Genomic DNA, 13836 nt, shown 5'->3' on the forward strand with positions numbered 1-13836 from the left:
CCACCCTTCCCCGTCAGGCCAGCTCGGCCCGCAATCTCCGCGCTGCGGCGACGAGGTTGGCCATGGCGGGCTTCACCTCGGCCCAGCGGCGGGTCTTGCAGCCGCAATCGGGGTTCACCCAGAGCCGCTCGGCCGGGATGCGGTTCGTCGCCCGGCGCAGCAGGCCCGCCATCTCCTCCGCGGTGGGCACGCGAGGGCTGTGGATGTCCCACACGCCGGGGCCGATCTCGTTGGGGTAGTCGAAGTCGAGGAAGGCCTGCAGCAGCTCCATGTCGCTGCGCGCCGTCTCGATCGAGATCACGTCGGCGTCCATCGCCGCGATGCTCTCGATGATGTCGTTGAACTCCGAGTAGCACATGTGGGTGTGGATCTGCGTCTCGTCGCGCACGCCCGAGGCGGCGAGGCGGAAGCAGGCCACCGCCCAGCGCAGGTAGTCGGCGCGGTCGGCCGCGCGCAGCGGCAGGCCTTCGCGGAAGGCGGGCTCGTCGATCTGGATGATCGGGATGCCCGCCGCCTCGAGGTCCAGCACCTCGTCGCGGATGGCGAGCGCGATCTGCCGGCAGATCCTCTCGCGCGGGATGTCGGTGCGCGCGAAGGACCATTGCAGCATGGTCACGGGGCCGGTGAGCATCCCCTTCATCGGCCGGTCGGTGAGCGACTGCGCGTAGGCCGACCAGCGCACGGTCATCGGCGCGGGGCGGGAGACGTCGGCCCAGATGATCGGGGGCGCGACGCAGCGGCTGCCATAGCTCTGCACCCAGCCATGCTTCGTGAAGGCGAAGCCGGCGAGCCGCTCGCCGAAATACTTCACCATGTCGTTGCGCTCGAACTCGCCATGGACGGGCACGTCCACGCCGATCTCCTCCTGCCAGCGCACGGCCTCGGCGGTGAGGCGCTCGAGCTCCGCCTCATAGGCGGCCGGTTCGATCTCCCCGCGCGCGAGGCGGGCGCGCAGCGCCCGCACCTCCGCCGTCTGCGGCCAGGAGCCGATGGCGGTGACGGGCAGGCGGGGCAGCCCGAGGCGTGCGGCCTGCGCCCGGGCGCGCTCGGGATAGGGGCTGCGGCGGCGCTCCATCTCGGGCGTGATGGCGGCGATCCGCGCCGCGACGGCCGGGTCGTGCAGCCGGGCGTCGGCGCGGGCCTCGGCCAGGGCGCGGTCGCTCTCCTCCAGCGCGGCGGCGATGGCGCCCTCCCCTTCGTCGAGACCGCGCGCGAGCAGGGCCACCTCGCGCAGCTTCTCGCGCGCGAAGGCGAGGCGGCGCTTCAGCGCGGGGTCGAGCCCCGTCTCCTGGGCGAGGCTGAGGGGCACGTGCAGCAGCGAGCAGGAGGGGGCGATCATCAGCCGCCGCCCGAAACCCGCCGCCTCCGCCCGGCGGGCGAGGGCGAGCGCGGCGCGCAGATCGGTGCGCCAGACATTGCGCCCGTCCACCAGCCCCAGGGAGAGCCAGCGGCCCCTGGGCAGCGCGGCGAGCGCCGCGTCGAGCTGGCCGGGGGCGCGCACGAGATCGAGATGCAGCCCCGCCACGGGCAGGCTGGCGGCGAGCGGAAGATTTTCTTCAAGCCCGCCGAAATAGGTGGCGAGCATCAGATCGAGCCCCGGGGCGGCGGCGGCGAGGTTCTGATAGGCCTGCAGATAGGCCGCCTCCGCCCCCGGGGGCAGATCGGCGGCAAGGCAGGGCTCGTCCATCTGCACCCAGGCCGCGCCGGCCTCGGCCAGGATGCGCAGCGCCTCGGCATAGGCGGGCAGCAGCAGGGGAAGCAGATCGAGCGGCCGCCCCCCATCCTCGCGCTTGGCGAGCAGCAGCAGCGAGACGGGGCCGAGCAGCACGGGCCGGGTGCGCTGGCCATGCGCGAGCCCCTCGCGGAAGGCGCGCGCCCAGCGATGGTCGAGCAGCCGCGGACGCATGGCGGCCGACAGGCGCGGGACGAGATAGTGGTAGTTCGTGTCGAACCACTTGGTCATCTCGAGCGCCACGGCGCCGGGCGGCACGCCGGCGGCGCGCTCGGCCTCGCCGCCGCGCGCCCCGCGCGCCAGGGCGAAGAGCGTGGCGAGCGAGGCCGGCCCCTCGCCCGACCAGCCATAGCCCTCGGGGATCAGGCCGAAGGCGCAGGCGGTTTCGAGCACATGGTCGTACAGGGCGAAATCGCCGGAGGGGATGTGGCTCACGCCGGCGGCGAGCTGGTCGGCGCGGGCGGCGGCGCGCAGGCCCGCGGCGGCGGCGAGCAGCCCGGCCTCGCTGCTGCGCCCCTCCCAGAAGGCTTCGAGGGCGGTCTTGAGCTCCCGACGCGGGCCGATGCGCGGGTAGCCGAGATTGGCGGCGATGGTCATCGCAGAGGTCTCCGTCGCCCGGTGCACCCAGCCCGGCCGTGAGGGTGGCGCGCCCCCTTCCCTTCCGCGGAAGAGGCGGGGTGTGCGGCGACGGCAGGTCTCCTGGCTTGCGGGCGCGGGGCTGACGCCCCCTCGCCGCCGGTCCCGCCTTCCCGCTCGCGCAGTGGCGCCCCGACATCGGGGCCGGACCGGCGACTTCCCGCCGACAGTTGCTGGGGCAGCGGCCGACTTGGGGTGCGCCCCCGCACGGCCTTCCCTTTTCACCCGCTCGCGCGGGACCGACGCGCCATAAACATATCTTTATGGGGCAGCGCCGGCAAGCGGCGCGTTGGTTACCCCTCCGGGGCGGATTTCAGGGCCGCGATCTGCGCCTCCAGCGCGGCGACGCGCGCCTCCAGCGCCTCGGCCTGTTCGCGCGCGCGCCGGGCCACCTCCATGGCGGCGTCGAGATCGGCCGCGCGGGCGAGCTCGAGGCGGCGCACCATGGCCTCGGCCTGGGCGCGGGCCATGGCCTCCATCTCGGCGCGCAGCCCCGAGAGCAGGGAGAAGGCGCCCCCCGCCACTCCGGCGAGGTCGTCGAGGCGCTGGCGTGCGGACATGGCGGGCTCCCGTTGATCGTCTGGCGCGGGGGTTCTAACCCGGGGCCATGATCCTCGTCACCGGCGGGGCCGGCTTCATCGGCTCCAACCTCGTCCAGGCCCTTTCCGCGCGCGGCGAGGAGGTGGCGGTGCTCGACCGGCTCGAGTCCGGCACGAAATGGCGCAACCTGGAAGGCGCGGTGATCGCGCATCTCCTCCCGCCCGAGGCGCTGGAGCAGGCGCTGGCGCTGAAGCCCCGGGCGGTGGCGCATCTGGGCGCCATCAGCGCCACCACGGCGACCGACGCCGACGCCGTGGTGGCGGCGAACTTCACCCTCTCGCTGCGGCTGTGGGAGTGGTGCGCGCGGGAGGGGGTTCCCTTCCTCTACGCCTCCTCGGCCGCGACCTATGGCGACGGGAGCGCGGGCTTCGCCGACGAGGAGACGCCCGAGGCGCTGGCGCGGCTCGTTCCGCTCAACCTCTACGGCTGGTCCAAGCACCTGTTCGACCGGCGGGTGGCGCAGATGCTGGCCCTGGGCCGGGCGCGTCCGCCGCAATGGGCGGGGCTCAAGTTCTTCAACGTCTATGGCCCGCGCGAGGCGCACAAGGGCCGCATGGCGAGCGTGGCGCTGCACAAGTGGCGCGAGGCGAAGGCGGGCGGCCCCGCGCGCCTCTTCGCCTCCGACCGGCCGGACATCCCCGATGGCGGGCAGATGCGCGACTTCGTGCATGTGGACGACGCGGTGGCGGCGATGCTCTGGCTGCTGGACCACCCCGGGGTGAGCGGGCTGTTCAACATCGGCAGCGGGCGGGCGCGGAGCTTCCTGGACCTTGCGCGGGCGATCTTCCTGGCGATGGGAAAGGAACCCAGGATTGAGTTCTTTCCCATGCCGAAAGACCTAGGAGGCAAGTACCAGTACTTCACCGAGGCGCCCATGGGGAAGCTGCGCCAGGCGGGCTGCGACATGGTTCCCACGCCGCTGGAGCAGGGCGTGGAATCCTATGTGCGCTGGCTGGAGGCCAACCCCTGGAACCGCGAGCCCTGACCCTCACCGCCCGCGGAAGAGGGGTTTCCTCTTCTCGTTGAAGCTCGCGATGCCCTCCCGCCGATCCTCGGTCGGCACCAGGCGGTTGTAGGCCTCGATCTCGAAGCGCAGCCCGGTGCGCAGGTCCATCTGCATGCCGAAATGGATGCTCTTCTTCGCCTGCCGCACCGAGAGCGGCGCATTGGCCGCGATGCGCTGCGCCGTCTCGAGTGCGGCGGGCAGCAGCGCCTCGGGCTCGTACACCGCGTTCAGGATGCCCCACTCCAGCGCCTCCTGCGCGCCGAAGGGCCGGCCGGTGAGGATGATCTCCTTCGCCCGCCGCTCGCCCACCGCCCGGGGCAGCGTCATGGTGCCGCCCGCGCCGGGCATGATGCCGATGGTCACCTCCGTCAGCGCGAAGCGCGCGGTGCTCTGGCCGTAGGCGAAGTCGGAGGCGAGCACCATCTCGAGCCCGCCCGCATAGGCGTGCCCGTTCACGGCGGCGAGGATGGGGATGGGGCAGTCCATCATCGTCCAGAAGGCGCGCTCGAAGATCTCGTGCTGCGCCACCCATTGCGCATCCGTCATGCCGTTGCGCTCCTTGAGGTCCCCGCCCGCGCAGAAGGCCCGCCCGCCGGTGCCGGTGAACACCACGCAGCGCGTCTCGCCCGGCTCGGCCGAGAGCTGCGACCACAGCGCGAAGAGCTCGCGCCCCATCCGGGTGTTCAGCGCATTCGCCACCTCGGGGCGGTTGAGGCGCACCAGCAGCACATGCGGGGCGGGGTGTTCGAGGGCCAGCGTCTCGAAGGCGGGGAAATCGGTCATCGGTGTCGCGTCTCCTGCCGCGCGCCGCTTGTGCCGCGGCGCGCTTCCCGCCACCTTGGCGAAAGAGGCCGGGGCGGCACAGCCCCGCCATCAGGGAGGACAGCCATGCTCCACCGTCGCCGCCTGCTCGCGGCCCCCGCCCTCATCGGCCTCGCCGGCCCCGCCCTGGCGCAGGGCGCGCCCTGGCCCAACCGATCGGTGCGCGTGATCATCCCCTGGCCGCCGGGCCAGGCGACGGACCTCGCCGCGCGCATCACCGCCGACCGGCTGACCCAGGCGCTGGGCCAGCCCTTCGTGGCCGAGAACCGCGCCGGCGCGGGCGGGATGATCGGCACCGACCTCGTGGCGAAAGCCGCGCCCGACGGCTACACGCTGCTCGCCGCCTCCACCGGGCCCATCGTCACCTCGCCGCTCGTGCAGCGCACCACCTACAATGTGGAGCGCGACCTCACCGAGGTCGCGATCACCGGCATGTCCCCCTATCTGCTGGTGGTGCCGCCGAACTTCCCCGCCCGCACGGCCGAGGAGTTCGTGGCGCTGGTGCGCGCGCGCCCGGGGCATTTCACCTTCTCCTCCTCCGGCACGGGCGCCACGGCGCACATCGTCGCCGCCTGGTTCCATGCGCTGGCGGGGCTCGATGTGGTGCATGTGCCCTTCGCCGGTTCGGGCCCGGCGCTGACGGCCGTGGTGGGCGGGCATGTGAGCTATTCCATCGAGACGCTGGCCGCCACGGGCCCGCTGATCCGCAACGGGCAGTTGCGCGCGCTCGGCATCTCCTTCGAGCGCGGCTCGACGCTCGCGCCCGATGTGCCGCCGCTCGCCCGCCTTCCCGGCTGCGCGGGCTATGACGCGGGGGCCTGGATCGGGATGATGGCGCCCGCCGGCACCCCCGCGCCCATCCTGGAGCGGCTGGACGCCGAGATCGCCCGCGCCATGGGCGAGGCCGAGTTCCGCGAGCGCCTGGCCAATGCGGGGCTCGAGCCCATCCACCACAACCGCGACAGCATGCGCGGCTACATCGCCGCCCAGCGCCGCGGCTTCCAGACGGCGATCCGGGCGGCGAACATCCGCATCGAGGGGTAGGGCCCGGACACCGGGCGCGCCCGCGCGGGCTTGCCAAAGCGGCGGCGCTGTTGCACGCGCCGCGCTGCCCCCTCTCGCGCCCGCCGCCTCCTGCGCGCGGCGTCTGCCTGCCGAACGGAGCCGCCCGCATGGCCCGCCCTGCACCGCATCCCCCCGCCTGCCCCGCGGCGCGATGACGCCCCGCCCCGCGCCGTCCTTCCTCTCCGCCCTGCGCGGCGGGCCGGAACGCCGGCAGGGCGTGCTGCTGCTCGCCCTTCTTCTGCTGCTTCTGCCGCTCGGCCCCTTCCAGCTCCATCCCCCGATCGGCTGGGTGGATCCCGGGCTCTACATCCGCTGGTTCCTCGAGCCCGCGCCGGCGCTGGCGCCCGGCGGGGGAGACTACCACTCCGCCCGCGCGCCCTTCGTGGTGGCGGGGCGGCTGCTGCACGCGCTGTTCGGGCCGGTCGCGGGGCAGGCGGCGCTGGTGCTGCTCTTCCAGGCCCTGGCGCTGGTCGGCATCCATGCGCTGACCGGCGCGGTGGTGCGGCGCGCGGCGCTGCGGGCGGTGCTGACGGCCTCGGTGGCGCTGAATCCGGTCTGGCTCGCCGCCATCGCGCGCGGCTATGTGGACGGGCCCTGCATGGCCTTCGGCCTGCTCGGCCTCGCGCTGCTGCTGCGCCTGCCGGGCTGGCGGGGGGCGCTGGGCGCGGGCGCCTGCGGCATGCTGGCCTTCCTCACCCACCCCTTCGGCGGGGGGCTTGCGCTGCTCGGCCTCGCGGCGGCGTTCTGGGTGCTGGGGCGGGCCCAGGGCGATCTGGCCCTGCGTGCGCTGTCCGCCGCCGGCGGCGGGCTGGCGGCGCTGCTGCTCACCGGCCTCGCCGCGGTCGCGGCGGGCTTCCCCTTCCTCTTCTTTGCCCCCGCGCTGGGCCGCATGGCGCAGGGGCTGGCCTCGGCCGGCCCCACCCCCTTCAACCTGCCCCTCGCCGAGTGGCTGCCCGGGGCGGTGCGCGTGGCGCTCTTCCCGGCGGCGGCCTGGCTCGCCCTGGCCGGGTGGCTGGGCGCGCGCGGCGGCCCCCCCGCCCCGCGCGCCATGGCCGCCGCGGCCGCGGCGATGATCGCCCCGCTGCTGGGCATGGACCTTGTCTGGCGGGGGTTCGCGGCGCAGTTCGCCTTCTATGCGAGCTATGCCTGGCTCGCCCTCGTGCCGGGCCTCGCGCTGCTGGCCGCCCAGGCGGAAGCGCGCGGCAGGCTGCCCGCCTGGGCGGCGCTGCCGCCGCTCGCCGCCGGGCTCGCGCTGGGCTGGCTTCTGCCGCTGGAACTGCGCGAGGCGCCGCTCCTCGGCTGGATCGGCTGGGGGGTCGCGCTGCTCGCCCTGGCCGGGGGCGTGCTGGCCCGCGCCCTTGCCCGGCCCGGGGCGGCGCTTCTCGCCGTGCTCGCGCTGCTCGCCGCGGCCGGGGCCTTCACCCGCGACACGGCGAGCGTCTTCGCCCGCCCCGGCGAGGCCGATTTCGCCGCGCAGCAGCGGCTGCTGGCGGAGTTCCGCGGTTTCCTCGCGCGCAGCGGCGGGCTCGCGCCCCCGCCCCTGCTCTGGCTCTCGCGCGAGGGGCTCTCCCCCCCGCCCGGGGGCACGCATGCTCTCGCCTTCGCCGGGGAGAGCCTGCGCCTCAACGCGGTGGATTCCCTTGCCGCCTCGCTGGGCTGGGACGCGCTCGCGCTCGGTTTCCACATGCCCGCCCTCGCCCCCGGCTTCCGCTGGGAGCGGTTGAGCGGGCAGCCCCCTGGCGAGCGGCGCGACATCCTCCTGCTCTGCCCCGAGGCGGAGGCCTGCGCGGCGGGGCGGGCGCTGCTGCAGCGCCTCGGCCTGCGGCCCGAGCCGGTGGCGGAGGCGCGCCTCGAGGCCCCCGGCGCGGCGCGGCTGCGGGTGGAGCGCCTGCGCCTCGCCTTCCCGCGCGAGGAGGAGGCGCCGGGCGCCGAACAGGCCGCGCATGTGCTGGCCACGGTGCTGGGCGCGCCCCCGGCGCTGGAGCATTTCGCCTGCACCGAGGCGGGGGCGCAGCGCCTCTGCCGCGCGCTCATCCGCCGCGAGGGGGGGGGCCTCGAGGCGCGCCGCCTGCAGTTCGAGCGCCTCGGGCGGCTCGCGCTGCCGCAAGGGGTGGGCCCGGCCGAGCCCGCCCTCGCCGCGCTCGACCCCGCCCTCGCGGCGCTGCTCTGCCGGGCGGAGCTGCGCCGCATCGGCTTCTGGCTCGACCGGCCCGAGGCGGGGGCCGGCTTCGCCGCCATGGCGCGCGCCCAGGCCGAGCAGGGGCCGGTCGCCTGCCTGGAAGCGGGCGCGGCCCTCGCGCGCGGCTTCGACCTCGACTGGCGGCCCGGCCATCTGCCTCGCCCGGCCATGGGCTGCGAGATCGAGCTCGCCGCCGCGCGGGCGCTCGCGGGGGCGCTGACGGGGGGGCTCGCCGATGCCCGGGTGGCGGCCGAGCTGGCGGAGGCGGAGGCGGCCGCGCGGCGCAACGACGCGCCCGGCTGCGTGATCGGCGCAGCGCGGGTGCGGGCGGCCTGGCTGGCCCGCTTCGGCCTGGCCCCGGCGCGGTGATGCAGCGGCAGGGCGGTTGCCAAAGCTGCGGCGCTGGGGCAACCCCTGCCCGGCGCGGCACGGCGCCTCTCCGGGAGACCCTGTCCATGGCGCGGCGCCTCTGGCCCGTCCTCGTCTGCACCCTCGCCTGCGCCTGGGCGCTCTACGCCTTCGACTGGCCCATGGTGGGGCGGGCGCTGCTGCGCTTCGACCTCCGCCTCTTCCTCGAGGTCTGCCTGCCGGTGGGGCTGCTGCTTTTTCTCGTCCGCTCGCTGCGCTGGGCGGCGGTGGCGGGGATCCCCTTCACGCCCGCCCTGCTGTGGCGCACCCATGTGCAGACGGCCCTCGCCCTGGCCACCGCCGCCGCCACCCCGGTGCAGGCGGGCGAGGCGCTGAAGCTGAAATTCGCGCGCGACCTCACGGGGAAGGATTACGCCTCGCTGGGCGGGGCCTTCGCGGTGGAGCGTCTGGCCGATGCGGCGGTGCTCTTCGGCATCGGCGCCATCGGATTCGGGCTGGCGGGTGCCTCCGGGCTGTGGCTTCTCGCCGCGTCGGGGCTGCTCGCGGTCGCGGTGGCGCTCGCGCCCTTCCTGCTGCGCCGGCTGGCCGGGGCGCGGCTGCCCCCGCGCCTCGCGGTGGCGCTGGGGCCGCTCGCGCAGTACCGCCCCTCGGCGGCACGGATGCTGGTGCTGGGCGGCTGCACCGTCGCCAAATGGCTGATGGTGGTGCTGATGTGGCAGACCACCTTCGCGGCGGCGGGCATCGGCCTCGGCTTCGCCGACACGGCGCTGGTGGTGGTGCTGGTCACGCTTTCGGTCACCGTCTCGCTGGTGCCGGGCGGCATCGGGGTGGCCGAGGTCTCCACCCGCGCGCTGCTGCTCTGGCTCGGGGTGGAGCCGGGCCTCGCCGATGCGGGGGCGCTGCTGCTGCGGCTGCTCACGCCGCTGGTCATCGGCATCGGGCTGCTGCACGGGCTGTTCCTGCTGCGCGGCCGCCGCGCGGCCGAGCGGGGCTGAGCCGTGGCGCGGCTTCTCGCGCCGCTGCTCTTCGCGGGGCTGCTCGGGCTGTTCTGGTCGGGGCTGTTCCACCTGCATCCGCCGCTGGGCTGGGTGGATCCGGGCCTCTACATCCACTGGTTCCTGCTCGCGCCCGAGAACGCGGCCTATCGCGACCTCGACTATCACGGCGCGCGGCTGACCTATGTGCTGCCGGGCTTCCTGCTCTACCGCCTCTTCGAGCCGGTGCTGGCGCAGGCGCTGCTGGTCAGCGGCTTCTATCTGCTGGGGCTGCTCGGGCTGCATCTGCTCTCAGGCGCGCTGCTCAGCGGCGTCGCGGCGCGGGCGGTGCTGCTGGTGGCGCTGGGGGCCAACCCGTTGTGGATCGGCGCCTTCGCGCGGGGCTATGTGGACGGGCCCTGCATGGCGCTCGGGCTGCTCGCCCTCGCCTGCCTGCTGCGGCCGGCCGCGCCGCCGGGGCCGCTGCGCCATGCGCTGGCCGGGGCGCTGCTGGTGCTCGCCCTCTGCGCCCATGCGCTGGGCGGCGGCATGGCGGCGCTGGCCGTGGCGGCGGTGGCGCTGCTGCGCGCGCCAGGCTGGCGGGCGGTGCTGGCGAATGGCGCGGCCGGGCTTGCGGGCGTGCTGGCCGGCTTCCTGGCCCTCGCCCTCGCGGGGCGGGCACTCGGGCTGCCCTTCCTCTTCGTGCAGGCCTTCTGGACGCCGCTGCGCCTGTCGGTGGACGGCACCTATGACGGCTTCGCCCTGCCCCTCTCGGCCTGGCTGCCCTTCGCGCCGCGGCTGCTGATCCTGCCGCTGATCTTCGCCCTGCCGCTGCTCGCCCGGCCGGTGCTGCGCGCGGAGGGGCGGCGGGGCCTCGCCTTCCTCGCCGCCAGCCTGGTGCCGCTGCTGCCGCTGGCGGCCTGGTTCTTCCGCTCGGCCTCGCTGCTGCAGTTCCACTTCTATGCGAGCTATCTGCAACTCGCCCTCGTCCCCGCGCTGGTCCTCTTCCTCGCGCGGGTGGAGCGGGCGGGGGCGCTGCCGGGGCGGCGGGGGCTCGGGCTCTTGGTTCTCGCGCTCGGGCTGGTGCTCGGGCTGGGCGCACTGCCGCCCCTGCCCTGGCGGCAGGAGGCGGCGATGGGCCTCGCCGTCTGGGCGGTGGCGGGCGCGGTGCTGGCGGGGGGGCTCGCCCTTGCGGCCGCCGGGCGGCTGCGCCCCGCCCTGCCCGCGGTCTCGCTCGGGCTGATGCTCGCCGGCGCGCTGAACGCCGACACGGCGCGCGCCTATCGTTTCCCCGGCGCGCCGGACCAGGCGGCGCACATGCGCGCGCTGGGCGAGTTCCACCGCTTCCTTTCGCGCAGCGGCGGGCTCGGCGGCAGCTTCCTCATCTGGATGGGCCGGGATGGCTACACCCGCGCCCATGGCCTCGGCGACGCCTTCCTGCACGACATCGCCTTCCGCGGCAGCCGGCTGAGGCTGAACTTCCTCGACACGCTGGCCGCGACGCTCGGCTGGCACCGCCTCGCGCTGGGCTTCGGCATGCCCGTTCTGGAGGAGCAGTGGGGGATCGCGCACGCCGCCAACATCGCCGGCCATGGGCTGCCGCTGATCACCCTCTGCGCCCTGCCCGAGCAATGCCGCGCAGGGGTAGCGGCGCTGCGCGAACTGGGCCTCGCGGTGGAGGAAGGGCCTGTCGAATCCTTCGCCCTGCCGGGGGTGCCGGGCTTCGCCGCGGGCCGGGCCGTGCTGTCCAACCCCCACCGGGGCCAGGCGCCGCCCCTGCCCGGACAGATCGAGGCGATCCTCGCCCGGCTCGATGGGCTGGACGCCGCCGCCCCGCCCGGCGCGCCGCCGCCGAGCCCCGAGGCGCGCGCCCGGCCGGACCTCGCCGGGCCGACGCCACGGCCCATCGCGGCGCTGGAGGAGGCGGGCTGCGCGTCCGAGGCCCAGCGCATCGCCTGCCGGGTGCGCTACCGCGCCGGGGATGGCCGGCTGCTCACGCGCGCGCTGAGCTTCCAGCCCTTCGGCGCCGTGGCGCTGCTGCGCGCCGCGGGGCCCGCCGAAGCCGCGCCCTGATCGGGGCCGGCCAGATCACCCCGCCGGCCGGGGCTGGCGGCAGCGCATGATCCAGTAGGTGTAGGGCGGCAGGCGGCGGTGCGTCACCTCGCCCGTCACCTCGGCGAAATACGGGCGGGCCAACGCCGCATAGCCCTCGGGGTCGCGCACGTTGCGCCCGCGGTCGAGGCTGATGATCAACCGCGCGATGGGGTTCTGATCGGGCACATAGACGTTGTCGAGCGTCACCACCCGCCCCTCGGGCTTGGTCACGCGCGCGAGCAGCCGGAACAGCTCCTCGCCCTGGCGGTCGTCCATGTGGTGCAGCACGGCCGAGACGATCACGAGGTCGAAGGGCGCGAGGCCGGCCGCGGCGGCCTCGTCGAAATAGCCGGCGTGCAGGGTCACGTCCCGGCCCGCATTCTCGGCCCGGCCGCGGGCCACATAATCCGCGTTGGGCTCGAAGCCGACATAGGCGACGGGGCCGAGATGGCGCGCCAGCGCCGCCGTGCCGCAGCCGATGTCGAGCACGCGCTCGCCGGGGCGGGGGCGCAGCACCTCCTCGGCGAAGCGGCGGCGGCTTTCGTCGGCGCCCAGCAGGCGTTGCAGCGCCTCATAGGCGCGGGGGTGGCGCAGCAGGGCCCAGGCGCCGGTGCTGCGCTCAGCCATGGCGGGAGGCGGGGATGCTCATGCGCGGCCGAGTGCCCGAGCCCCGCGCCCCTGTCCAGCCCATCTTCCGCCCGCATCGTCTGGCCGCGCCCCGCGGCGGCGTGGTATGCGGCTGCCCATGAAGGATCTCGTGATCTTCGGCGCGGGCGACATCGCGCAGCTCGCCCATGTCTACTTCACGCAGGATTCCCCGCGCCGGGTCGCCGCCTTCACCGTGGACGCCGCCTACCGCCAGGCCGAGAGCTTCATGGGCCTGCCGCTGGTGCCCTTCGAGGAGCTGCCCGCCCGCTTCCCGCCCGACCGCTACGACGCCTTCGTGGCGCTGAGCTACGCGAAGCTGAACCGGCTGCGGGCCGAGAAATGCGCCGCGCTGCGCGCGCTGGGCTATCGCCTCGCCAGCTACGTCTCCTCCCGCGCCACGGTGTTCGGGGATCTCACGGCGGGCGACAACGCCTTCATCCTCGAGGACAACACCATCCAGCCCTTCGTGCGGATCGGCGACAACGTCACGCTCTGGTCGGGCAACCACATCGGCCATCACAGCGTGATCGAGGACGACGTGTTCATCGCCTCCCATGTCGTCGTCTCGGGGGGGGTGCGCATCGGCCAGGGCTGCTTCATCGGGGTGAACGCCACGCTGCGCGACCACATCACCCTCGGGCCGCGCTGCGTGGTGGGCGCGGGGGCGCTGCTGCTGGCCGACGCCGAGGCCGAGGGCGTCTACATGGGCCAGGCGACGGAGCGGGCGCGCGTGCCCTCCTCGCGACTGCGGGGCATCTGAGCGGGATGCAGCGCTGGCGGCCGCTCGGCCATGTCCATGTGGCGGCGGGCGAATCGCCCTGGCATGCGAGCCACGCCACCTACCCCACCCCGCTGTCGCTGCCCGATGGCCGGCTGCGCGTGTTCTTCTCGCCGCGCGACGCCAAGGGGCGCTCCTCCATCTTCTCGCTCGACCTCGCCCTGGAGGGGGAGCGCTTCGAAAGGCTCGGCCCGCCCGACGGGCCCTGGCTTGAGCCCGGGCCCCGCGGGGCCTTCGACGACGCCGGCGCCTCGGTCGCCTGGGTGGGGATGCTGCCCGATGGCGGCGTCGAGTGCCTCTATCTCGGCTGGTCGCTCGGGGTCAGCGTGCCCTTCCGCACCGCGATCGGCCGCGCCACCGCCCCGCCCGGCGCGCGCCGGATGACGCGCGATTCGCCCGCCCCCCTGCTCGACCGCTCGGCCGAGGATCCCTTCGTGCTGGGCTACCCCTGGGCGCTCGATGTCGGGGCGGAGCGCTGGCTCTGGTATGGCACGCATCTCTCCTGGGGCGAGGGGTGGCTCGAGATGGACCATCCCATCCGCCGCGCCGTGCGCGGGCCCGATGGGCTCTGGCGGCGCGACGAGGCGCCCTGCCTGCGCCCCGCGGGCGGGGAGGAGTTCGCCCTCTCCCGCCCCAGCCTGCTGCGCGACGCGGGCGGCTGGCACATGTGGTATTGCCGCCGCCTGCCCGAATACCGGCTGGGCTACGCCCATTCGGCGGATGGGCTGCGCTGGCGGCGCGACGACGCGGCGCTGCGCTTTCCCGAGGCGGCGGGCTGGGAGGAAGGGGTGCGCTGCTACCCCGCCGTCTTCGACCATGGCGGGCGGCGCTACATGCTGCACAACGGGGCGGGCTACGGGCGGTCGGGCTTCGGGCTGGCGGTGCTGGAAACCGGCTGAAGCCGGCGCTTTACGCCCCTCGCGATCCCCTCTA

11 protein-coding genes and 1 riboswitch are annotated in these 13836 nt (G+C 75.1%); of the genes, 7 read left to right on the forward strand and 4 right to left on the reverse strand.

Annotated elements, in window-relative coordinates; genetic code table 11:
* Positions 1–13: 13 nt before the first annotated feature.
* Together metE and H596_RS20570 are read right to left on the reverse strand one after the other, a co-directional pair.
* The gene (gene metE, locus H596_RS0107210) at positions 14–2329 is read right to left on the reverse strand and encodes a 5-methyltetrahydropteroyltriglutamate--homocysteine S-methyltransferase (RefSeq protein WP_027284308.1); all 2316 of its coding nucleotides are present in this window, start codon (positions 2327–2329) and stop codon (positions 14–16) included.
* Positions 2330–2404: 75 nt separating this feature from the next.
* Positions 2405–2627: riboswitch (cobalamin riboswitch) on the reverse strand.
* Between the two features lie 34 nt (positions 2628–2661).
* Entirely contained in the window at positions 2662–2928 is a 267-nt protein-coding gene (locus tag H596_RS20570; protein WP_037300397.1) for an accessory factor UbiK family protein, read from the reverse strand.
* A gap of 47 nt (positions 2929–2975) precedes the next feature.
* On the opposite strand from H596_RS20570, the gene rfaD reads away from it, so the two are divergent.
* Positions 2976–3953, forward strand: a complete 978-nt coding sequence (gene rfaD / locus H596_RS0107220; protein ID WP_027284309.1) for an ADP-glyceromanno-heptose 6-epimerase — start codon at positions 2976–2978, stop codon at positions 3951–3953.
* Between the two features lie 3 nt (positions 3954–3956).
* Here rfaD and H596_RS0107225 read toward each other — a convergent pair whose 3' ends face one another.
* Positions 3957–4757 (reverse strand): enoyl-CoA hydratase/isomerase family protein, encoded by an 801-nt coding sequence (locus tag H596_RS0107225; RefSeq protein ID WP_027284310.1) that lies wholly within the window; start codon positions 4755–4757, stop codon positions 3957–3959.
* Between the two features lie 105 nt (positions 4758–4862).
* Here H596_RS0107225 and H596_RS0107230 point away from each other — a divergent pair, with 105 nt between their 5' ends.
* The 4 genes from H596_RS0107230 to H596_RS0107245 all read left to right on the forward strand — a co-directional run bounded on the left by H596_RS0107230 (position 4863) and on the right by H596_RS0107245 (position 11456).
* A complete protein-coding gene (locus H596_RS0107230; protein ID WP_027284311.1) occupies positions 4863–5840 on the forward strand; it encodes a Bug family tripartite tricarboxylate transporter substrate binding protein in 978 nt (325 codons plus the stop codon).
* 172 nt (positions 5841–6012) lie between these two features.
* Complete coding sequence (locus H596_RS0107235) at positions 6013–8409, forward strand: hypothetical protein (RefSeq protein WP_027284312.1); 2397 nt, start codon at positions 6013–6015, stop codon at positions 8407–8409.
* Positions 8410–8495: 86 nt separating this feature from the next.
* Positions 8496–9404: a lysylphosphatidylglycerol synthase domain-containing protein gene (locus H596_RS0107240; protein WP_027284313.1), complete on the forward strand. Its 909-nt coding sequence runs from the start codon at positions 8496–8498 to the stop codon at positions 9402–9404.
* Between the two features lie 3 nt (positions 9405–9407).
* Positions 9408–11456 carry a hypothetical protein gene (locus H596_RS0107245; RefSeq protein WP_027284314.1) on the forward strand — a complete coding sequence of 683 codons (2049 nt, stop codon included), beginning with the start codon at positions 9408–9410 and terminating at the stop codon, positions 11454–11456.
* 15 nt (positions 11457–11471) lie between these two features.
* Here the strand turns inward: H596_RS0107245 and H596_RS0107250 are convergent, their stop codons facing one another.
* Positions 11472–12104: a class I SAM-dependent methyltransferase gene (locus tag H596_RS0107250; protein ID WP_027284315.1), complete on the reverse strand. Its 633-nt coding sequence runs from the start codon at positions 12102–12104 to the stop codon at positions 11472–11474.
* A 118-nt stretch (positions 12105–12222) separates the two neighbouring features.
* Between H596_RS0107250 and H596_RS0107255 the strand changes: the two genes are divergently transcribed.
* Positions 12223–12885 (forward strand): acetyltransferase, encoded by a 663-nt coding sequence (locus H596_RS0107255; protein WP_027284316.1) that lies wholly within the window; start codon positions 12223–12225, stop codon positions 12883–12885.
* A 5-nt stretch (positions 12886–12890) separates the two neighbouring features.
* Positions 12891–13802: a hypothetical protein gene (locus H596_RS0107260; RefSeq protein ID WP_037300399.1), complete on the forward strand. Its 912-nt coding sequence runs from the start codon at positions 12891–12893 to the stop codon at positions 13800–13802.
* The last annotated feature ends 34 nt before the right edge of the window (positions 13803–13836 follow it).

The organism is Rubritepida flocculans DSM 14296, assembly GCF_000425365.1.
GTDB lineage: Bacteria > Pseudomonadota > Alphaproteobacteria > Acetobacterales > Acetobacteraceae > Roseococcus > Roseococcus flocculans.